20 protein-coding genes and 1 tRNA gene are annotated in these 21,342 nt (G+C 65.8%); 17 read left to right on the plus strand and 4 right to left on the minus strand.

From position 1 onward, the window contains the following. Positions 1 to 11: 11 nt before the first annotated feature. A complete protein-coding gene (locus tag AC1DT6_RS26015; RefSeq protein ID WP_477115002.1) occupies positions 12 to 1,646 on the minus strand; it encodes a benzoate-CoA ligase family protein in 1,635 nt (544 codons plus the stop codon). A 222-nt stretch (positions 1,647 to 1,868) separates the two neighbouring features. Between AC1DT6_RS26015 and AC1DT6_RS26020 the strand changes: the two genes are divergently transcribed. The 15 genes from AC1DT6_RS26020 (at position 1,869) to AC1DT6_RS26090 (ending at position 16,800) form a co-directional block, all read left to right on the plus strand. Beyond that, positions 1,869 to 2,807 carry a helix-turn-helix transcriptional regulator gene (locus AC1DT6_RS26020; protein ID WP_441631256.1) on the plus strand — a complete coding sequence of 313 codons (939 nt, stop codon included), beginning with the start codon at positions 1,869 to 1,871 and terminating at the stop codon, positions 2,805 to 2,807. A gap of 134 nt (positions 2,808 to 2,941) precedes the next feature. Continuing rightward, positions 2,942 to 4,624 carry a 2,3-epoxybenzoyl-CoA dihydrolase gene (gene boxC, locus AC1DT6_RS26025; RefSeq protein ID WP_477103932.1) on the plus strand — a complete coding sequence of 561 codons (1,683 nt, stop codon included), beginning with the start codon at positions 2,942 to 2,944 and terminating at the stop codon, positions 4,622 to 4,624. A 78-nt stretch (positions 4,625 to 4,702) separates the two neighbouring features. Beyond that, positions 4,703 to 6,127 (plus strand): benzoyl-CoA 2,3-epoxidase subunit BoxB, encoded by a 1,425-nt coding sequence (gene boxB, locus AC1DT6_RS26030; protein WP_441631260.1) that lies wholly within the window; start codon positions 4,703 to 4,705, stop codon positions 6,125 to 6,127. A gap of 74 nt (positions 6,128 to 6,201) precedes the next feature. Beyond that, positions 6,202 to 7,437, plus strand: coding sequence for a benzoyl-CoA 2,3-epoxidase subunit BoxA (gene boxA / locus AC1DT6_RS26035; protein WP_477111171.1), 1,236 nt, complete (start codon positions 6,202 to 6,204; stop codon positions 7,435 to 7,437). 156 nt (positions 7,438 to 7,593) lie between these two features. Next, positions 7,594 to 7,983 carry an MbcA/ParS/Xre antitoxin family protein gene (locus tag AC1DT6_RS26040; protein WP_035860093.1) on the plus strand — a complete coding sequence of 130 codons (390 nt, stop codon included), beginning with the start codon at positions 7,594 to 7,596 and terminating at the stop codon, positions 7,981 to 7,983. After that, positions 7,943 to 8,695 carry an RES family NAD+ phosphorylase gene (locus AC1DT6_RS26045; protein ID WP_441631264.1) on the plus strand — a complete coding sequence of 251 codons (753 nt, stop codon included), beginning with the start codon at positions 7,943 to 7,945 and terminating at the stop codon, positions 8,693 to 8,695. Before AC1DT6_RS26040 ends, AC1DT6_RS26045 begins: the two co-directional genes overlap by 41 nt. Positions 8,696 to 8,818: 123 nt before the next feature. Further along, positions 8,819 to 8,894, plus strand: a tRNA-Met gene (locus AC1DT6_RS26050). 196 nt (positions 8,895 to 9,090) lie between these two features. Then, the gene (locus AC1DT6_RS26055) at positions 9,091 to 9,675 is read left to right on the plus strand and encodes an NUDIX hydrolase (protein WP_035860091.1); all 585 of its coding nucleotides are present in this window, start codon (positions 9,091 to 9,093) and stop codon (positions 9,673 to 9,675) included. Positions 9,676 to 9,703: 28 nt separating this feature from the next. Then, positions 9,704 to 10,450, plus strand: coding sequence for a leucyl/phenylalanyl-tRNA--protein transferase (gene aat, locus AC1DT6_RS26060; protein ID WP_441631266.1), 747 nt, complete (start codon positions 9,704 to 9,706; stop codon positions 10,448 to 10,450). A gap of 91 nt (positions 10,451 to 10,541) precedes the next feature. Beyond that, the gene (locus AC1DT6_RS26065) at positions 10,542 to 11,366 is read left to right on the plus strand and encodes an arginyltransferase (protein WP_441631268.1); all 825 of its coding nucleotides are present in this window, start codon (positions 10,542 to 10,544) and stop codon (positions 11,364 to 11,366) included. A 111-nt stretch (positions 11,367 to 11,477) separates the two neighbouring features. Beyond that, positions 11,478 to 12,512 carry a quinone-dependent dihydroorotate dehydrogenase gene (locus tag AC1DT6_RS26070; RefSeq protein ID WP_441631270.1) on the plus strand — a complete coding sequence of 345 codons (1,035 nt, stop codon included), beginning with the start codon at positions 11,478 to 11,480 and terminating at the stop codon, positions 12,510 to 12,512. 95 nt (positions 12,513 to 12,607) lie between these two features. Next, positions 12,608 to 13,666: an aldo/keto reductase gene (locus AC1DT6_RS26075; RefSeq protein WP_441631272.1), complete on the plus strand. Its 1,059-nt coding sequence runs from the start codon at positions 12,608 to 12,610 to the stop codon at positions 13,664 to 13,666. Between the two features lie 320 nt (positions 13,667 to 13,986). Then, positions 13,987 to 14,958 (plus strand): ABC transporter substrate-binding protein, encoded by a 972-nt coding sequence (locus tag AC1DT6_RS26080; RefSeq protein WP_477103934.1) that lies wholly within the window; start codon positions 13,987 to 13,989, stop codon positions 14,956 to 14,958. A 149-nt stretch (positions 14,959 to 15,107) separates the two neighbouring features. Continuing rightward, complete coding sequence (locus tag AC1DT6_RS26085) at positions 15,108 to 16,004, plus strand: ABC transporter permease (protein ID WP_035860075.1); 897 nt, start codon at positions 15,108 to 15,110, stop codon at positions 16,002 to 16,004. Position 16,005: 1 nt separating this feature from the next. Then, the gene (locus AC1DT6_RS26090; protein WP_035860073.1) at positions 16,006 to 16,800 is read left to right on the plus strand and encodes an ABC transporter ATP-binding protein; all 795 of its coding nucleotides are present in this window, start codon (positions 16,006 to 16,008) and stop codon (positions 16,798 to 16,800) included. A gap of 65 nt (positions 16,801 to 16,865) precedes the next feature. Here AC1DT6_RS26090 and AC1DT6_RS26095 read toward each other — a convergent pair whose 3' ends face one another. The 3 genes from AC1DT6_RS26095 to AC1DT6_RS26105 are packed head-to-tail and all read right to left on the minus strand — an operon-like array spanning position 16,866 to position 19,317. Next, positions 16,866 to 17,141: a hypothetical protein gene (locus AC1DT6_RS26095; RefSeq protein ID WP_441636302.1), complete on the minus strand. Its 276-nt coding sequence runs from the start codon at positions 17,139 to 17,141 to the stop codon at positions 16,866 to 16,868. Then, positions 17,141 to 18,550 carry a LutB/LldF family L-lactate oxidation iron-sulfur protein gene (locus tag AC1DT6_RS26100; protein ID WP_441636300.1) on the minus strand — a complete coding sequence of 470 codons (1,410 nt, stop codon included), beginning with the start codon at positions 18,548 to 18,550 and terminating at the stop codon, positions 17,141 to 17,143. Before AC1DT6_RS26100 ends, AC1DT6_RS26095 begins: the two co-directional genes overlap by 1 nt. Positions 18,551 to 18,591: 41 nt before the next feature. Continuing rightward, the gene (locus AC1DT6_RS26105) at positions 18,592 to 19,317 is read right to left on the minus strand and encodes a (Fe-S)-binding protein (protein ID WP_441636298.1); all 726 of its coding nucleotides are present in this window, start codon (positions 19,315 to 19,317) and stop codon (positions 18,592 to 18,594) included. A gap of 237 nt (positions 19,318 to 19,554) precedes the next feature. Here AC1DT6_RS26105 and AC1DT6_RS26110 point away from each other — a divergent pair, with 237 nt between their 5' ends. Both AC1DT6_RS26110 and AC1DT6_RS26115 read left to right on the plus strand, forming a co-directional pair. Continuing rightward, positions 19,555 to 20,340: an IclR family transcriptional regulator gene (locus tag AC1DT6_RS26110; RefSeq protein ID WP_006155981.1), complete on the plus strand. Its 786-nt coding sequence runs from the start codon at positions 19,555 to 19,557 to the stop codon at positions 20,338 to 20,340. A gap of 235 nt (positions 20,341 to 20,575) precedes the next feature. Next, a complete protein-coding gene (locus AC1DT6_RS26115) occupies positions 20,576 to 21,322 on the plus strand; it encodes a FadR/GntR family transcriptional regulator (protein WP_441636295.1) in 747 nt (248 codons plus the stop codon). Positions 21,323 to 21,342: the final 20 nt, after the last annotated feature.

The raw sequence follows: 21,342 nt of genomic DNA on the forward strand, positions 1-21,342 counted from the left end.
GACTTTGATTCTCAGCCCCCGGCCTGCGCAGCTTCCTCGCGCTGGCGCAGGCGGAAACGCTGGATCTTGCCGGTGGCCGTCTTCGGCAACTCGGCCACGCATTCGATCTGGCGCGGATATTTGTAGGGAGCCAGCCGCGACTTGACAAAGACCTGCAACTCCGCCGCCATGTCCTCATGCCACGAGTGGCCGGGGCGCATCACCACGAAGCCCTTGGGCTTGACCAGCCCGTCGGCATCGGTCACGCCGATCACCGCGGCCTCCAGCACGGCCGGGTGCTGCGCCAGCACCGCCTCCACCTCGAATGGCGAGACATAGATGCCGCCCACCTTGAGCATGTCGTCGCTGCGCCCGGCGTAGATGAAATAGCCGTCCGCATCCTGCAGGTATTTATCGCCACTGCGGGTCCATTCGCCAACGAAGGTGTCGCGGCTCTTGTCGCGGTTCCCCCAGTACATCAGCGCGGCGCTCGGCCCCTTGATAAAGAGGTCGCCGATCTCGCCCGGCGCGCACGGCTGACCCGCTTCGTCGAGCAGCTTCAGCGCATAACCGGGCACCGGCTTGCCGGTGGTGCCGTAGCGCACGTCGCCGGGACGGTTCGAGAGAAAGATGTGCAGCATCTCCGTGGAGCCGATCCCATCAAGGATGTCGCAACCAAAATGCGCCTGGAAACGATCGCCCATATCCTTGGGCAGCGCTTCTCCCGCCGAGGTGCAAAGCCGCAGTGCGACGTCCGCCCGCGCGGGCAGGTCGCTTGCGGCCAGCATGCCTGCGTAAAGCGTCGGCACGCCGCAGAAAACCGTGGGCCGGTGCTCGCGCAGGCGCCGGAAAACAGCCTGCGGCGTGGGGCGCTCGGCCATCAGCACCGTGGTGGCGCCAACAGCGAGCGGGAACGTCAGCGCGTTGCCTAGGCCATAGGCAAAGAACAGCTTCGCCGCGGAAAAAACCACATCGTCTTCACGCAGGCCGAGCACCTGGCGCGCATAGAGATCGGCGGTATGAAACAGGTTGCCATGCGTATGCACGGTGCCCTTCGGCCGCCCCGTGGAGCCGGACGAATAGAGCCAGAATGCAATGTCGTCCGGTCGCGTTGCGGCAGCGCCTTCCAGCGGCGCGCCCTGCCCTGCCATCCCGGCCACGCTGGGCGCCGGGCCGGCGGATGCGTCATCGGGGCCGRCCAGCATCAGCGCGGGATCCGTGCCGGCCTTGCCGATAGCCTCGCGCATCGTGGCGGCCAGCGGCGCCGACACCACTACCGCGCGCGCGCCGCTGTGCTCCAGCATATAAGCGTAGTCGTCGACCGTCAGCAGGGTATTCACGGCCACGGGTACCACGCCAGCCAGCAGGCACCCGAGGAAGACCGTGGGGAAATCGATGGTGTCGAGGGCACACAGCAGCAAGCGCTCCTCCGGGCGCACACCGGACGCCAGCAGCGCGGCGGCAAAACACCGGCTGCGCCGGTCGAGCGCGGCAAAGGTGAGCGTGCCGGCATCGTCCACATAGGCGAGCTTGCCGGCGCGGGCGGCGGTGAGGTTGCGCGTCAGCAGGTCCGCGGCCGCGTTGTACCGTGCCGGCAGCACTGCGACGGCAGCCGGCGGCAAACCCGCGCCGGCCACCGGGGACGGGGATGCAACAGGGGGCGTCATGTCTCCACTCCTCGATGCCGTCCCCCGGTCAAGCTTGGTCATGGGGAAACGGAGTCAGGTATTTGTTGTGTCTTCTGTTCTTTCTTTTGTTGATGCATTTTATTGCATATCAACTATTATGCAAGCAGAGTAATGCACTATATGACACGAGCGTACTGTCCCTTATAATCGCAACCCCGATCCGGATGCCTCCCGGATCTCATTGACACGTAAAAGCCGTCCATGCGCCGCGATCCAGATCCCCTGCTGGCCCCAGACTCCTCCGACTCCCGCCCTGCCGGCGAGCGCGATCCCTACCTGACGCAACTCGGGGAGCGCATTCGCTCGCTGCGCGCTGCGCGCGGCATGTCGCGCAAGGACCTGGCTCGCGGCGCGGAGGTTTCCGAGCGCTATCTCGCCAACCTGGAAACCGGTACCGGCAATGCTTCCGTGCTGCTGCTGCGGCAGGTCGCGCGCGCGCTCGACGTGCCCCTGCCGGTGGTGCTGGCGGAGATGGAAACGCAGCATGCCCCCGGCGGCCAGCCGGCCTCCGAATTCTCGCAACTGGTGCAATGGCTGGCGCAACTGCCCGCCGGTGACCTGGCGCGCGTGCGCGAAGCCTGCCATTACGCGCTGGCGCCGTCGGCGTCCCATGACCTGCGTCATCGCCGCATCACCTTGATCGGGCTGCGCGGCGCGGGCAAGTCCACCCTCGGGCGGGCGCTGGCGGCGGCAATGGAAGTACCCTTTGTCGAACTGAACGGCGTCATCGAGCAGGAAGCCGGCGCCAGCCTGGCAGAGATTCACTCGCTGTACGGACAGGCGGCCTACCGCCGCTACGAGATGCGCGCACTCGAACGCGTGCTGCGCGAGCACGATCGCATGGTGCTTGCCACGCCTGGCAGCCTGGTCTCGGAGCCCTCCACCTTCAACCTGCTGCTGGCGCGCTGCTACGCGGTCTGGGTAAAGACTTCGCCCGAGGAGCATATGGCGCGCGTGGTGGCGCAAGGTGACATGCGCCCGATGGAAGGCAACCGGGAGGCCATGGACGATTTGCGCCGCATCCTGCAGGCGCGCACCCCGCTCTACTCGCGCGCCGATGCGACGATCGACACCAGCGGCCAGGATCCCAACACCTCCCTGCAGGCACTGCGCGCCCAGCTCCGCGTGCTGGGCACCTGAGCGGCGGCGCTGGCTGCCGCCCGGCGTGCCAGCCCGGTCTGAAAGTTATCGCACAAGGATTGCGCCGTCCGGATTTGTGCACTATATTTCATCACAGAGGATGATCGACAATATAGTGCATAAAGGAGACAACAATGTCCGCCCCGGCCGTCCCTGCCACCACCGCGCATCCCCCCATCACTTTCGAACGCGACCCCGCGACATATCGCCACTGGAAATTGGCGTTCGACGGCCCGGTCGCCACGCTGTCCATGGATGTCGACGAGGACGGCGGCCTGCGGCCCGGCTATGCGCTCAAGCTGAACTCCTACGACCTCGGCGTGGATATCGAACTGCACGATGCCCTGCAGCGCATCCGCTTCGAGCATCCCGAGGTGCGTACCGTGGTGCTCACCAGCGCCAAGGAACGCATCTTCTGCTCTGGCGCCAACATCTTCATGCTCGGCAAGTCGTCCCATGCCTGGAAGGTGAACTTCTGCAAGTTCACCAACGAAACCCGCAACGGCATCGAGGACGCCAGCCGCTACTCAGGCCTGAAATTCATCGCGGCCTGCAACGGCACCACCGCCGGCGGCGGCTATGAGCTTGCCCTGGCCTGCGACGAAATCGTGCTGGTCGATGACCGCTCATCGGCCGTCAGCCTGCCCGAAGTGCCGCTGCTCGGCGTGCTGCCGGGCACCGGCGGCCTTACGCGCGTCACCGACAAGCGCCGCGTGCGGCGCGACCATGCCGACATCTTCTGCACCACCACCGAGGGCGTGCGCGGACAGAGGGCACTCGAGTGGAAGCTGGTCGATGCCGTGGTGAAACCGGCGCGGTTTGCCGAACACGTACAACAGCGCGCGCTTGCGCTTGCCGCCGACAGCGACCGCCCCGCGGACCAGCCGGGCGTACGGCTCACGCCGCTGTCGCGCAGCCACGATGCGCACGGCTACCGCTATGACACCGTCCAGGTACACCTGGACCCGGCTGCGCGCAAGGCAACGCTAGCGGTATTCGGCCCCCGCAAACAGCAGCCGCAGACGCTAGCCCAGATCCTCGCCGCTGGCGCCGACTGGTGGCCGCTGAAGATGGCGCGCGAGCTCGACGACGCCATCCTCACGCTGCGCGCCAATCATCTCGACATCGGCATCTGGATTCTCAAGACCGAAGGCGACCCGCATCAGGTCCTGGCCACCGATGCCCTGCTGGAAGCGCATGCCGGCCACTGGTTCGTGCGCGAGACCATCGGCATGCTGCGGCGCACGCTGGCGCGCCTGGAAGTTTCCTCCCGCACGCTGTTCGCGCTGATCGAACCGGACTCGTGCTTTGCTGGCACCTTGCTGGAACTGGCGCTGGCTGCCGACCGCAGCTATATGCTGCACCTGCCCGACGCGCCGGACGACGCGCCGCGCTTGTTCGCCTGCGCTGCCAACTTCGGCCGCTACCCGATGGTCAACGGACTGACGCGGCTGGCCGCGCGCTTCTACCAGGATGAGGCCGCGATCCAGGCCGTGCAGGACCATGCCGGCGCGCCGCTAGACGCCATCAGCGCCGCCTCGCTGGCGCTGGTCACCGCCACGCCCGACGACATCGACTGGGAAGACGAGATCCGCATCGCCATCGAAGAGCGCGCAAGCCTGTCGCCGGACGCGCTGACCGGGCTCGAAGCGAACCTGCGCTTCGGGCCGGCGGAAACCATGGAGACCCGCATCTTCGGCCGCCTCACCGCCTGGCAAAACTGGATCTTCAACCGGCCCAATGCCATTGGCGAACACGGCGCGCTCAAAGTCTTCGGCTCCGGCAACAAGGCCCGCTTCGACTGGGACCGCGTCTGAACCGGCACTCGCAAGTGCAACACGCGACAAGACAAAAGAAGATAAATAGAAGACAAAAAGAAAACCAGGAGACATCCCGTGAGCATCGACTACAGCCAGAAGATCCCCAACAACGTCAACCTGTCGGATGACCGCGCGCTCCAGCGCGCGCTGGAGCACTGGCAACCTGCCTTCCTCGACTGGTGGCGCGACATGGGGCCAGAGGGCTCGCACCAGCACGATGTCTACCTGCGCACCGCGGTCTCGGTCGATCCTTCCGGCTGGGCGCACTTTGATCACGTCAAGATGCCCGACTACCGTTGGGGCATCTTCCTCCAGCCCGCCGATCCCGCGCGCCGCATCCATTTCGGCGAGCACAAAGGCGAGGCGGCCTGGCAGGAGGTGCCGGGCGAGCACCGTGCCAACCTGCGCCGCATCATCGTCACCCAGGGCGACACCGAGCCAGCCTCGGTCGAGCAGCAGCGCCATCTTGGCATGACCTGCCCCTCCCTGTATGACTTGCGCAACCTGTTCCAGGTCAATGTGGAGGAAGGCCGCCACTTGTGGGCCATGGTCTACCTGCTGCACCGCCACTTCGGCCGCGACGGGCGGGAAGAAGCCGAAGCGCTGCTCGGGCGCCGCTCCGGCGACGAGGACAACCCCCGTATCCTCGGCGCCTTCAACGAGCGCACGCCCGACTGGCTGGCCTTTTTCATGTTCACTTACTTCACCGACCGCGATGGCAAGTTCCAGCTCTGCGCGCTGGCCGAATCCAGTTTCGATCCGCTGGCGCGCACCACGCGCTTCATGCTGACCGAGGAAGCCCACCATATGTTCGTGGGCGAATCCGGCGTCTCACGCGTGATCCAGCGCACCTGCGAAGTGATGCGCGAACGCGATATCCGGGATCCGGCCGAGGTCCGCGCGGCGGGCGTGATCGACCTCGAAACCATCCAGCGCTATCTCAACTTCCATTACAGCGTGACGATCGACCTGTTCGGCGCGGACCAGTCGTCCAACGCCGCCACCTTCTACAGCGCCGGGCTCAAGGGCCGCTTCGAGGAAGGCAAGCGCAACGACGACCACGTGCTCAAGGGCGACGTGTACCGCATCCTCGATATCCAGGACGGCCGCCTGGGCGAGCGCGAGGTACCCATGCTCAACGCGCTCAACGAGGTGCTGCGCGACGACTACATCAAGGATTCCATCGGCGGCGTGGCGCGCTGGAACAAGGTGATTGAAAAGCACGGCATCGACTTCCGCATGACGGTGCCGCACAAGGCGTTCAACCGCAAGATCGGCAGCTTTGCCAACGTGCATGTCTCGCCCGCGGGCGAATTGCTTACCGAAGGCCAATGGCAGGCGAGTGAACGTGAATGGCTGGCAACGGAAGAAGACCGCGCCTTCGTTGCCTCGCTGATGGGCCGCGTGACCGAACCCGGCAAGTACGCCAACTGGATCGCGCCGCCGATGGTCGGCGTCAACCGCCAGCCCATGGACTTTGAGTACGTGCGCTTCAACTGACGCAACGACTGACCCACCGGCAACGTTCGGCGCAGCGGCGGCAACAGACCCGCCGCACGCCAAGGAGACAAGAGATGGGCGCCCCCGAGATCATCAGGCAGCACCTGATCGACCCCGAAATCTGCATCCGCTGCAACACCTGCGAAGACACCTGCCCGATCGACGCGATTACCCACGACGACCGCAACTATGTGGTCAAGGCCGACGTATGCAATGGTTGCGGCGCCTGCCTGTCGCCGTGCCCTACCGGTGCCATCGACAACTGGCGCACCATACTGAAAAGCGAGGCCTATCCGATCGCGGCGCAGTTGCTCTGGGATGAACTGCCTGGCCACACGCCGCTGCCGGCAACCGGCGAGGCAGAGAGCCAGCCCGATCCGGCCGCGCCGGAAAGTGCGCAGGAACCGCAGGCGCAACAGGTGGAAACCAGCGGGCATACCTCGCCCAAGGCGCCTTGGTCGGCCGCGCATCCCTACGTCAACCTGCACGGCGTGCGTGCTCCCGCCACGGCCGCTGTCGCCGGCAACTACCGCCTGACCGCCGACGACGCGTCGAGCGACGTCCACCACATCGTGCTGGATTTCGGGCAGCACTTCTTCCCGGTACTGGAAGGCCAGGCTATCGGCATCGTGCCGCCCGGCACCGACGCGGCGGGCAAGCCGCACTATATCCGCATGTACTCGATCGCCAGCCCGCGCGATGGTGAGCGGCCGGGCTACAACAACATCGCGCTGACGGTAAAGCGGGTCGAGCAGGACCACGAGGGGCGGCCGGTTCGCGGCGTGGCATCCAACTTCCTGTGCGACCTCGCGCGCGGCGACGAGGTGCGCGTGGTCGGCCCGTTCGGCAGCACCTTCCTGATGCCGAACCACCGCGAAGCCAGCGTGATGATGATCTGCACCGGCACAGGCTCGGCACCGATGCGCGCCATGACCGAACGCATGCGGCGCAACCTTGACCATTTCGCCGGGCAGCGCATGCTGTTCTTCGGCGCGCGCAATGCGCGGGAACTGCCCTACTTCGGCCCGCTGATGAAACTGCCGCCGAGTTTCCTGGATATCCACTTTGCTTTCTCGCGCGACTCCGGCCAGCCACGCCGCTATGTGCAGGACGCTATCCGGGATGCCGGCGCGCGCGTGGCCGGCCTGTTGAACGACCCGCACGGCCATGTCTATATCTGCGGTCTCAAAGGCATGGAAGACGGCGTGCTCGCCGCGTTCGGGGATGCGTGCGCGGATGCGGGACTTCCCTGGGCCGAACTGGAGGCGCGCATGAAAGCGGAGGGACGGCTCCACATCGAGACTTATTAGGCCTGTCAGGCCAATGCAATCTGGCCGGCCACATATCGTATTGCCGGAGAACTTGCCGCCGCCGAAGCCACCAAACCCTACAGATGCGGCGTCGTTTACTACTTCCCTTACGAAACGAACCGCCTATAATGTTTCTGAAGAAACAGGAGCGAGGCGATGCAACCAAGGCAAGTCCCCGAGCATCTTCCTGCCGGCAGTCCGGACCCCGGCACCACACTCACCAAGGCGGTGATGCGTGCCGCCGGCTTTCTCGGCATCAGCCAGGCAGGCGTGGCCAACGTGCTGGGCATCAGCACAGCCTCCGTTTCCCGAATGGCATCCGGCGGCTATGTGCTCGATGCGCACCGCAAGGAATGGGAATTCGGCGTGCTGTTCGTGCGCCTGTTCCGCTCGCTCGACGCCATCCTCGGACACAGCGACCAGGCCCGTCTCTGGCTTGCCAATGAAAACCTGGCGTTGGGCGGCAAACCGCTCGACCTGATCCGCACAACCGAGGGCCTGGTACGTGTCGTTCACTATCTGGATGCCACCCGCGGTCGCGTCTGAGCGCAAGGCCTTTGCGCTCACGCTCTGGCGCGCGGTGGAGGCCCAGCACGTAGTCTCGACCATGCCGCTGGTCGACAGCCTGGAAGAACAGGCAGTGCTCGAAGCCGTGCTCGACGCCGGCAAGCCCGCCGTGCCCGCCGACGCTCGCCATCTCCATTACCTGCTGTTCACGCCGTTCCGCTACCCCCCGTCGCCGTGGGGCTCGCGCTTTCGCGCCGAACAGGATCCAGGCGTGTTCTACGGCGCCGACGATATCCGCACCGCCTGCGCCGAGCTTGGCTACTGGCGCTGGCGCTTCCTGCTCGACAGTCCCGCGCTGCCGCGCATCGATGCGCGCCCGCACACGTTGTTTCAGGTCAGCGTTCGCACCGACGGCATCGCGCTCGACGCCCCGCCCTTCGTGCAAGATGCGGCGCAGTGGACCGATCCCGTCCGCTACGATGCGTGCCAGGCGTTGGCCCGGGTGGCGCGCGAGGCGGGCCTGGGCATGATCCGCTACACCTCGGTACGCGACCCGGAACACGGCCCCTGTGCCGCGCTGCTGACGCCGCGCGCCTTCGCCGAACCCAACCCCCGCGTGACCACCACCTGGATGCTGACGGTACGTCCCGACCGTGTCATCTGGCAGCGAGACGACCTGCTGCAGCGAGACAGTTTTCAGTTCCCGGCCAGCGCGTGGCAGCGCAGCCCGGACGGCACGGACAAGGACTGAATGACGGTGCGCCATCGCGCTGGCATGCGTTGCAGGGGCATGGTCTTGCGCCTTTTCCCATTGTTACGCAATTAGCTGTTGCGCAACAAAAGGAATTGCCTTACAATCTTTTTCTTCGACGGACGCGGGGTGGAGCAGTTGGCAGCTCGTCGGGCTCATAACCCGAAGGTCGCAGGTTCAAGTCCTGCCCCCGCAACCAAAGCCACGCAGACCCACGCGACCGGCTGTCGGACGCAGAACAAATCAACGCCCCTCCGGGCGTTTTTTGTTTTTTGCGCGACGAATTCTCTACATGGCCGCCACCCCGTTCGCGGACCTTTCCCAAACTAGCATCGCACCCCCGGCAGCCCGCATCGGCGGTGATACACTTTCGCCATTCCTCCCGGACGCCTCTCATGAAATTCTGCTCGAACTGCGGCCATGCGGTCGTGCTGCGCATCCCAGAAGGCGACTCGCGCCTGCGTTCAGTGTGCGACAACTGCAGCACCATCCACTACGTCAATCCGCGCAATGTAGTCGGCACCATTCCCGTGTGGGAGGACAAGGTCCTGCTGTGCAAGCGCGCCATCGAGCCGCGCTACGGCTTCTGGACGCTGCCCGCCGGCTTCATGGAGATCGGCGAGACCACCGCGCAGGGCGCCGCCCGCGAGACGCTCGAGGAAGCCGGTGCACGGGTAAAGATCGGGGAGCTGTTCTCCATCCTGAATGTGCCGCATGTGCATCAGGTGCATATGTTCTACCTGGCCACGCTGGAGGATCTCGATATCTCCGCGGGAGAGGAGAGCCTGGAGGTGAAGCTGGTCGAGGAAGCCGACGTGCCCTGGGACGAACTGGCCTTCCCCACCGTGATCCATTCGCTGCGCTGCTTCTTCGCTGACCGCGCGGCGGGACGGCTGACGGACGGCACCTTCCGCCTGCACAGCCTGGATATCGACAAGCCGATGCGCCCGCTGACCAGCCGGGCCACGGTCGAACCCTGAACACGGGCGCGTTGCCCGCCACTCCCGCATGATCACCTGGCTGGATCCGCATGATCCGTTCCCGCCGGTCGAGCGTGCGCTCGGCCCCGGGTCGGACGCGCCCGGCCTGCTGGCGGCCAGCCGCGAGTTGTCGGCCCAGCGCCTGCTGCTGGCTTACCGGCAAGGCATCTTCCCCTGGTATGCCGAAGGCCAGCCGGTGCTGTGGTGGAGCACCGATCCGCGCATGGTGCTGGCGCCACAGGCGCTGCGGGTTTCCGCCACCTTCCGCAAGACCCTCAAGCGCGTGCTGCGCGACCCCGACTGGGAAATCCGCGTCGACGACGACTTTATCGCCGTGATGCAGGCTTGCGCGCTGACCCCGCGGGAGGGCCAGCATGGCACATGGATCACCGAAGACATCATTGCCGCTTATGGTGCGCTGCACCGTAACGGCCTGGCGCATTGCGTGGAGAGCTGGTACCGCGGCGAGCGCGCGGGCGGGCTGTATGGCGTGGCGCTCGGGCGCATGTTCTATGGCGAATCGATGTTCGCGCGGCGCACGGACGCTTCCAAGATTGCCCTGGCCGCGCTGTGCGCGTTCCTCGGCAACCACGACGTGGCGATGATAGACTGCCAGCAGGAAACCGATCATCTGGCTTCGCTCGGGGCGAGTCCGATTCCGCGTGCTGAGTTCGCGGCCCATATCCGCATCGCCACCCGCCAGCCGGATATCAACCCGTGGCGCTTCGACAAGACGGTGCTGCAGAGATGGACCCGGATTCAGGATCGGGCATAGGGCCCGCCCCTCCGGCCACACTGCGCAGCGTCCGGTCACGGCGCCATCGGCTTACCTGCGTTGCTGTTTCATCCCTGGCCGTTGCAGACACATGAGCAAGCTAAAGGAACTCCCCCTTTCCGCGCTGCAGTTCTACGCTACGGCGCCCTACGCTTGCAGCTACCTCGATGGCCGCATGGCGCGCTCGCAGGTGGCCACGCCCGCCCACCTGATCAATGCCGACGTCTACTCGCGGCTGGTCCGCGCCGGGTTCCGGCGCAGCGGCATCTTTACCTACCGCCCCTATTGCGATGAATGCCGCGCCTGCACGCCATGCCGCGTGGTGGTGGACCAGTTTCGCCCCGACCGCAGCCAGCGCCGGGCCTGGCGGCAGCACGAGAGCCTGCAGGCCCTGGTGGCGCCGCTGACTTATGTCGAAGAGCATTATTCGCTCTATCTCCTGTACCAGTCGATGCGCCATGCCGGTGGGGGCATGGACCAGGACAGCCGGGACCAGTATGAGCAGTTCCTGCTGCAAAGCCGGGTCAACTCGCGCCTGGTCGAATTCCGCGAACCGCCGGGCTCGCCGGAGGCCGGCCGCCTGCGCATGGTCAGCATGATCGACGTGCTCGACGACGGGCTGTCCTCGGTCTATACCTTCTACGACCCGCTGGAAGTCAAAGCCAGCTATGGCACCTACAACATCCTGTGGCAGATCCAGCAGGCCCGCGAACTCGGCCTGCCGCACCTGTACCTGGGCTACTGGATCGCCGATAGCCGCAAGATGGCCTATAAGGCGCGCTACCAGCCGCTGCAGGTGCTGACCGCCAACCAGTGGCGCCCCTTCGATTCGCCACAGGAAGCGGTCGCGGTTGCCTCTCCCACTGCCATCCCGATCGTTCCGCCGCAGCCCGGCGAGGAAGCGCCGGAGACTTGATGGCCGGTATCCGGGGGGGCGGCTGGAGCCGGGTCGCGCCTGCGCGGCAGTACCGCTTCCGGCCCAACCGCTACAATGCCGTCCTGGTCCCGACTTCCAAGCTGATTCCCTGTGCTGAACGCGCTCTATCCCCTGTTTCGCCCCGCCCTGTTTTCGATGGATGCGGAGGACGCCCACCATTTCACCCTCAACAACCTGCTGCGCGCCAAGCGTCTGGGGCTGGCGGGCTGCATCGGCAACACCATCGCCGATGACCCGCGCACGGTGATGGGCGTGCGGTTTCCCAATCCGGTGGGCCTGGCCGCCGGGCTCGACAAGGATGGCGCCTATATCGACGGGCTGGCGGCGTTCGGCTTCGGCTTTATCGAAGTGGGTACCGTGACGCCGCGCGCGCAAGCGGGCAACCCCCGCCCGCGCATGTTCCGCCTGCCGCAGGCCGATGCGCTGATCAACCGCATGGGCTTCAACAATGGCGGTGTGGATGCGTTTATCGCCAACGTCAAGGCGTCGCGCTGGAAGGCCGAGGGCGGCGTACTGGGCCTGAACATCGGCAAGAACGCCGATACGCCGATCGAGCGCGCGGTGGATGACTATCTGCACTGCCTGGAACGGGTCTACCCGCACGCCAGCTACGTCACCGTCAATATCTCGTCGCCCAACACCAAGAACCTGCGCCAGTTGCAGGGCGCGAGTGAACTCGACAGCCTGCTCTCGACGCTCAAGGACGCGCAGCAGCGCCTGGCCGACCAGCACAAGCGCTACGTGCCGCTCGCGCTCAAGATCGCGCCCGACCTCGACGCCGACCAGATCCGCAATATCGGCGATGCGCTGGTGCGCCACCGCATCGATGGCGTGATTGCCACCAACACCACCATCGCGCGCGACGCGGTCAAGGGGCTGCCGCACGGCGAGGAAGCCGGCGGCCTGTCGGGCCGGCCGGTGTTCGAGTCGTCCACGCGCGTCGTCAAGGGCCTGCGCGAGGTGGTTGGGGATGCGGTGCCCATCGTGGGCGTGGGCGGTATCTTCAGCGGCGCCGACGCGCAAGCCAAGATTGCGGCCGGCGCGCAACTGGTACAGGTGTACAGCGGGTTGATCTACCGCGGACCGGTGCTGGTCAAGGAATGTGCCGCCGCCCTGCGCGGCTGAGGCGCGCTTCGATTGGGGTTGCCAGGGTGCTGGCAGCCGGTGATACCACAGCCGCCCTCCCCATACCGGGCGTCAACGCCTAACAAGGATAGCCAATGGAAACCATTCGTCTGGGCCGCAGCGACCTGCAGGTCTCGCGCATCTGCCTCGGCACCATGACCTTCGGCGAGCAGAACACCGAAGCCGAAGGCCATAGCCAGCTCGACTACGCCGTGTCGCGCGGCATCAACTTTATCGACACCGCCGAGATGTACCCGGTCAAGCCGCGCGCCGAAACGTATGGCAGCACCGAGCGCATCGTCGGCAGCTGGCTCAAGCGCCAGCAGCGCGACCGTATCGTGCTGGCGACCAAAGTCGCCGGCCCGGCGCGCATGCCGTGGATCCGCAACGGCAGCGACCTGACGCCGGACAGCATCCGCGCGGCGGTGGACGCCTCGCTGGCGCGCCTGCAAACCGATTACATCGACCTGTACCAGATCCACTGGCCGGCTCGCAACGCGCCCATCTTCGGGCAGAAGCAGTTCAATCCGGAAAACGAGCGCGAGTGCGCCTCGGTCCAGGCGCAGCTTGAAGCCATGGGCGAACTGGTACGCGCGGGCAAGATCCGCTACGTCGGCGTGTCCAACGAAACGCCGTGGGGCGTGGCCGAATTCGTCAAGCAGGCAGAGCTGCACGGCCTGCCGCGCATCGCCACGGTCCAGAACCCATACAACCTGCTCAACCGCAGCTACGAGCAGGGCCTGGACGAGGCCTGCTTCCGTACCGACGTCAGCCTGCTGGTCTATAGCCCGCTGGCCTTTGGGCAGCTCACCGGGAAATACCTGGGCGGCGATCTCGCGCATCCCGTGTTCGACACGCAGGCCAAAGGGCGGCTCACGCGCTTCCCGCCCGACTGGAGCCCGCGCTACCTGCGCCAGGAAAGCCTGGCCGCCGCCGCCCGCTATGTGGCGCTGGCGCGCGAGCACGGCATCTCGCCGGCGACGCTGGCGCTGGCCTGGGCCTACTCGCGCTGGTTCGCGGCGAGCACGATCGTCGGGGCCACTTCGGTGGAGCAACTGCGCGAGAACATCGACGCCTGGCAGGTGCCCCTGCCCGAAGCGGCAACCGCAGCCATCGCCCACATCCACGCCGAGATTCACAACCCCGCCCAGTAGACTTCCCGCGTTCCGCGCACCGATGCCGGCGCGCCAACCGGAGCCGCCCTCAGCGCGCTCCGGTCCTGCCGTTTTCCCCTAGTGCCGCACTAGAACAGGGCAAAACAGGGCAAATCGCGTCTCGAAAATGGTATCCTCGCAGGCTTATCGCCGTCGTATCCGCTGCGCCCCAGCGACCGCCTGCCTGCCGCCTGGTGTGTCGTTCCCGCAACGGACCGGCCGGCCGGCGCCACGCGCCACCGGGCAGGACTGCGGACCAAACCCATCGAAAACCAAGAGCGGCTGATTACCCAGAACCCACTCCGGGGGAGATCCATACCATGAAGTGTCTCAAGACATCGAGCAAGACCATCCTGGGCAGCGCCGTGGCCCTCGCGCTGCTGTATGGCGGCGCCGTGCAGGCCCAGACCGTCAAGGTGCTGTCGATCGTCGACCATCCCGCGCTGGACGCCATCCGTGATGGCGTGCGCGACGAACTGAAGAGCGCTGGCTACGATGCCGACAAGAACCTGAAGTGGGAATACCAGAGCGCACAGGGCAATACCGGCACCGCCGCGCAGATCGCGCGCAAGTTCGTCGGCGACCAGCCCAATGTGATCGTCGCCATCGCCACGCCGTCGGCACAGGCCGTGGTGGCCGCCACCAAGTCGGTGCCGGTGGTGTACTCCGGCGTGACCGACCCGGTTGCCGCCCAGCTGGTCAAGGGCTGGGGCGCATCGGGCACCAATGTGACCGGCGTGTCGGACAAGCTGCCGCTGGACCGCCAGGTTGCCCTGATCAAGCGCGTGGTGCCCAAGGCCAAGACGGTTGGCATGGTCTACAACCCCGGTGAAGCCAACTCGGTGGTGGTGGTCAAGGAACTGAAGGCGATGCTGGCCAAGGAAGGCCTGACGCTGAAGGAAGCCGCCGCGCCGCGCACGGTCGACATCGGCGCCGCCGCCAAGAGCCTGATCGGCAAGGTCGATGTGATCTACACCAACACCGACAACAACGTGGTGTCGGCGTACGAAGCCCTGGTCAAGGTCGCCAACGAGTCAAAGATCCCGCTGGTGGCTGCCGATACCGACAGCGTCAAGCGTGGCGCCATTGCCGCGCTGGGCATCAACTACGGCGACCTCGGCCATCAGACCGGCAAGGTGGTGGTGCGTATCCTGAAGGGCGAGAAGCCCGGCGCGATCGCTTCGGAAACCAGCGACAAGCTGGAGCTGTTCGTGAACACCGGCGCGGCCGAGAAGCAAGGCGTGACGCTGTCGCCCGAACTGGTCAAGGAAGCGAAGACCGTCATCAAGTAATCACGGCACGCTGACCCTGCGCGTTCGCGCGCAGGTGGCTCTATCCGGGCCCGCCCCCGGAACGCCCGTACCGCGTCGCCCGACCCGGGCAGCGCGCCAGGCGTTCCTGATCCGGCCTCCCGTGCCGGAAATAGCAACTGGATTTCCCCATGTCCCTCTTTTCCCTTCTGGGCGCCCTGGAGATCGGCCTGATCTTCAGCCTCGTCGCCCTGGGGGTGCTGATCTCCTTCCGCATCCTCAATTTTCCCGATCTGACCGTCGACGGCAGCTTCCCGCTGGGCGGCGCCGTGGCGGCCACGCTGATCGCTTCCGGCCAGGATCCCTTCATCGCCACAGGGCTGGCGATCGTGGCGGGCGCCTTTGCCGGCTTCATCACCGGCTGGCTCAATGTACGCCTCAAGATCATGGACCTGCTCGCCAGTATCCTGATGATGATCGCGCTGTACTCGGTCAACCTGCGCATCATGGGCAAGCCCAACGTGCCGCTGATCACCGAGTCCACCATTTTCACCATCCTGCAACCTGACTGGCTGCCGGACTACATGCTGCGCCCGGCCTTGCTGCTGATCGTGGTGGTGGTGGCCAAGCTCGGCCTGGACTGGTTCTTCTCCTCGCAGCTCGGCCTGGCCATGCGCGCCACCGGCGCCAACCCGCGCATGGCGCGGTCCCAGGGCATCGCCACCGGCCGCGCCACGCTGGCCGGCATGGCGCTGTCCAATGGCCTGGTGGCACTCGCGGGCGCGCTGTTCGCGCAGACCCAGGGCGGTTCCGACATCTCCATGGGCATCGGCACCATCGTGATCGGCCTGGCCGCGGTGATCATCGGCGAGAGCATCCTGCCGGCGCGCCGGCTGGTGTACACCACGCTGGCCGTGGTGCTGGGCGCCATCCTCTACCGCTTCTTCATCGCGCTGGCGCTCAACAGCGAGTTCATCGGCCTCAAGGCGCAAGACCTGAACCTGGTCACGGCGGTACTGGTGACCGGCGCCCTGGTGTTGCCGGGAACCCGCAAGAAGCTGTTCGGCCGCAAGAACGGAGGTGCCTGAGATGCTGCGCGCACAAGACCTGAAACTCACCTTCAATCCCGGCACCCCGATCGAGACGCGCGCGCTGCGCGGCCTCAGCCTGGATATCCCGACCGGCCAGTTCGTTGCCGTGATCGGTTCCAATGGCGCGGGCAAGTCGACCTTCCTCAACGCCATCAGCGGCGACCAGATGGTCGATTCGGGCCGCATCACCATCGATGATATCGATGTCACGCGCAAGCCGGCCTGGGACCGTGCCCCGCTGGTGGCACGCGTGTTCCAGGACCCGATGGCGGGCACCTGCGAAGCGCTGACCATCGAGGAGAACATGGCGCTGGCCATGGCGCGCGGCAGCCGGCGCGGCTTCCGCGCGGCGCTGAACAAGCCCTCGCGCGAGCTGTTCCGCGACAAGCTGCGCCTGCTCAACCTGGGCCTGGAAAATCGCCTGACGGACCGTATCGGCCTGCTCTCGGGCGGCCAGCGCCAGGCCGTGAGCCTGCTGATGGCTTCGCTCCAGCCCTCGCGCATCCTGCTGCTGGACGAGCACACCGCCGCGCTCGACCCGAAGACGGCGGCCTTCGTGCTGGAGCTGACCGCCAAGATCGTGGAGGAAGCCAAGCTCACCACCATGATGGTTACGCACAGCATGCGCCAGGCGCTGGACTACGGGCAGCGCACGGTGATGCTGCACCAGGGCCAGGTCGTACTGGACGTGTCGGGCGATCAGCGCGCCGGACTGGACGTGCCGGATCTGCTGCGCATGTTCGAGCAGACACGGCATGAGCAACTGGATGACGATGCGTTGCTGCTAGGCTAAGCCCCGGCCAAAATGCGGAAGGCCCCCGTCTCGGCGGGGGCCTTCCGCATTTTGGCCGGCCACGTTCAGGCCGTGGCCGCCTTGTCCAGCCAGCGCTTGAGCTGGTCGGTCACCGCCGAACTCGAAAACGAGCAGCTGTCCTGCGCGAACACTGCCGACATCTCCAGCCGGCGCAGCAACTCTTCCATCGCCTGCTCGAACATCGGCGGCAATACCAGCGCGGGCGCTGCCTCGCGCCAGTTGCGCACCAGGCCATCGGCGGCGAGCTGGCCGCCGATATGTTGTTCAAGCGCTGCGCGCATGGCCGCCAGCGCCGGCGCGTTGTCAGTGGTCGTGGCCATCAACGGGCCCTCCTTTCCTTGTAGAGTTCGCGGAAGGTCCGTCCGCTCGGTGCGGGCAGGTCGCGGGTCTCCGTCCAGCCCCGGCCTGCCATCGGCAGCCTGGCGATCAGCTTGCTGCTGCCGCCCATGCGCGAGAGCAGGCGCGCGCCAATGCGGGTGGCGAAGGCATAGAGCGCCGGACGGCGCGCCACGTAGCCCCACACCTGCAGCCCGAGCCGCTCCTGCCAGGGGCGCAGGCCGCGTTCCATCTGTTTCTCCCGCAGCTTGCGCAACAGGTCCGATAACGGGATGGAAGCCGGGCACACGCGGTTGCATTCGCCGCACAGCGTGGCTGCCTGTGGCAGATCCAGCGCGTTGGCCAGGCCCGTATAGCTCGGCGTCAGCACGCTGCCCATCGGGCCAGGATAAACCCAGCCATAGGCATGGCCACCGATCTTCTGGTACACCGGGCAGTGGTTCATGCAGGCGCCGCAGCGGATGCAGCGCAGCATGTCCTGGAAGTCGCCCCCGATCAGGCCACTGCGCCCGCCGTCGACCAGCACGAAATACATATGCTCCGGGCCATCGCGCTCGCCCTCGGCACGCGGGCCGGTCAGCAGCGAGAAATAATTGGAGATCGCCTGCCCGGTAGCCGAGCGCGGCAGCAGCCGCATCACGGTGGCCAGGTCTTCCAGCGTCGGCAGTACTTTCTCTATGCCGGTCACGGCTACGTGCACTCGTGGCATCACCGTGCACATGCCCTCGTTGCCTTCGTTGGTCACCACCGCCACCGATCCGGTTTCGGCAATGATGAAGTTGCCGCCGGTCACGCCCATGTCGGCCGACAGGAATTCCGGCCGCAGCACTTCGCGCGCCTCGCGCGTCATCTCGGGGATATCGGTCAGGCGCGGCTTGTGGTGCACCCTGGCAAACAGGTCGGCGATCTCTTCCTTGTCCTTGTGCACCACCGGGGCGATGATGTGCGACGGCGGCTCCGCGTCGTTGATCTGCAGGATGTACTCACCGAGGTCGGTCTCGATGCTCTGCACGCCCATCTCGCCAAGCACCTGGTTCAGGCGCATTTCCTCGGTCACCATCGATTTGCTCTTGATGACCTTCTTGACGCCATGCTTCTGCGCGATCTCCGCCACCAGCCGCGCGGCATCCGCGGTGGTTTCGGCAAACAGCACGGTGGCGCCGCGGCGCGTGGCGTTTTCCTCGAAAGTGGCCAGCCAGACATCGAGGTTCTGCAACGCGCGGTCACGTCGCTCCTTGAGCGCCTCGCGCGTGGCATCGAAATCGATGTCGCGAATGGCATCGGCGCGCGCCGTCACGAACTTGGTGGAAAGCTTCTTGAGGTTCTGCTGCAGGCGCTGGTCAGCCAGTTTCTGGCCCGCGCGCGCCTTGAATTCCATGCTGCGAACTTGCATAGCGGGGATCTCGCCAAGGTTTGTTTTTCGTCCGCCCGGGCTCAGGCGTCGCCGGCGAGCACTTGCGCGATGTGCAGCACCTGGGTACGTGTGTCGCCGGTCCGGCGCAGGCGCCCTTCGATATTGAGCATGCAGCCAAGGTCGCCCAGCACCACGGCATCAGCGCCGCTGGCCTTGATGTTGGCGCACTTCTCGTCGACGATGGCTGTCGAGATATTGCCGTACTTGACCGAGAAGGTGCCGCCGAATCCGCAGCAGGCCTCGCAGTCCTTCATTTCGCTCAACTGTACGCCGGGCAATTGCGCCAGCAAGGCGCGCGGCTGGCTCTTGACGCCGAGTTCGCGCAGGCCGGAGCAGGAGTCATGGTAGGTAATGCGGCCGGCGAACCTGGAATCGAATTCGCCCAGCTTGGCCACGTTGGCCAGGAAGTCGGTCAGCTCGAACACGCGCGAGCGCAAGCCCTCATAGCGGCCATTCAGTTCGGGATCGTCGCCCAGCAGGTCGGCGTAGTGATGCAGCACCATGCCGCCACATGAGCCCGACGGGATCACCACATAGTCGAACATCTCGAACTCGCGCAGGAATTTCTCCGCCAGATCGCGCGCCCCGACGCGTTCGCCCGAGTTGTAGGCAGGTTGGCCGCAACAGGTCTGCGCCTCGGGCACCATCACTTCGTAACCCGCCTTCTCCAGCAGCTTGAGCACCGAGAAACCGATTTCCGGACGCATGAGGTCCACCAGGCAGGTGGCGAACAGACCGACTCGCATTGTTTCCCTTTTCCAGACCCCGAAACCCCGCAATTATGCGCTCTTGCGCACCGTGCGGCATACAAAAGCGTTCATGGCGCGGGGGAATTCACTGCATTTTTGCATGCCTTTCCCGGCACATCCGCCATCGGCGGAATCTGAAGTTTCTTTCGGTAATGTCATTTCACCTATTGAAATTTTCACAATGCGAGATAGAATCAGGCAACCGCTTAATTTGCCGCACGGCAACATTTCCCCATGGCAGAAGCAGACAAGGCACCAGGAAAGACATCCATCCAGGTCATCGAGCGCATGATGACCTTGCTGGATGCGCTAGCCCAGCATGCTGATCCGGTCAGCCTGAAAGAACTGTCGTTGACCACCGGCCTGCACCCCTCCACGGCGCACCGCATCCTCAACGATATGGTGGCCTGCCGTTTCGTCGACCGCTCCGATCCCGGCAGCTATCGGCTTGGCATGCGGTTGCTGGAACTGGGCAACCTGGTCAAGGCCCGCCTGTCGGTACGCGACGCGGCACTGGCGCCGATGCGCGCACTGCATCGCGTGACGGGCCAGACCGTCAACCTGTCTGTGCGCCAGGGCGATGAGATCGTCTACATCGAGCGCGCGTACAGCGAACGCTCCGGCATGCAGGTGGTGCGCGCCATTGGCGGACGCGCGCCGCTGCACCTGACCTCCGTGGGCAAGCTGTTCCTGGCGGCCGACGAAGTCGCGCGGGTGCGCAACTATGCCACCCGCACCGGGCTGGCCGGCCATACGCGCACCTCGATCACGGACCTGATCAAGCTGGAACGCGAACTCAACTGGGTCCGCACGAACGGCTACGCGCGCGACAACGAGGAACTGGAACTCGGCGTGCGCTGCATTGCAGCCGGCATCTACGACGATTCGCGCCGGCTGGTTGCCGGGCTCTCGCTATCGGCCCCGGCCGACCGCCTGCAGGACAGCTGGCTGCAGAACCTGAAGGAAACCGCGCTGCAGATCTCGCGCGGCATGGGCTACGCGACCGACGTGGCCGCCTGAGCCCCTCGGGGGTGAGGGATAGGCGGGACACCCTTCCCGCCCGGTCCCGGCACCGCCTTCACCCCGCTATCCTGCTTTTCCGCTGACGCCTGCCGCTGGGTTGCCGCTTGGCTGTTATTGATCCTCAATCGCCGGCGGCGCGCTTAACCCCATTTCCCCATTCATGCATCGATCCGCAACGGCAAGGGTTTACACTTAGTTTTCAGATAACCTGAACAACGATATCCTGCCGGGCATGCGTACCAAAGCCATCACCCTCACCGAACAGGTGACCCAGCAACTGCGCGCCGAGATCGCCAACGGCACGTACCCCGTTGGCGCCCGCCTGCCGACCGGCAAGCAGCTTGCCGGGCACTACGGCGTGAGCCCGGCCGTCATTCGCGAGGTGACCGAACACCTGCGCTCCCAGGGCCTGATCGAAAGCCGTCAGGGCGTGGGCAGCACGGTGCGCTCCCGCGTGGGCAACGCCGGTTTCCAGTTGCCGCGGGAGATGGACATCGATCGCGACGAACTGGCGAGCATCTACGAACTGCGGCTCGACCTCGAGAGCGCTGCCGCCGCGCTGGCCGCGCAACGACGCACCGCGCAGGATGTCGCTGAGATGCAATCGCTGCTGGAGCGGCTGGCGGCGCAACTGCATGATCCTCACCGCAGCGTGGAGGCGGACACCGCCTTCCACGTGGCAATCGCCACCGCCACGCACAACAAGTACTACCTGCAACTGCTCCAATACCTGAACCTGCAATTGCACCAGGCCGTGCATGTGGCACGGCTGAATACGCGCCAGCAGGATGGCCTGTCCGAACAAGTCCACCAAGAGCACCTGGCCATCTTCCACGCAATCCGTGCCGGCGACCCGGAACTGGCGCGCGCCGCTGCCGTGTCCCATCTGCAGGGCGCGGCGGCGCGCCTGGGCCTGCGGCCGCACGCGCGCGCCGAGTCCCCCGCAGCCCGGCAGGAACCATCCCATTCAGCGGCCTGAGCCGCATCGTCTCTCCAGAT

The sequence above is a fragment of the Cupriavidus sp. 01L45 genome (assembly GCF_056399885.1).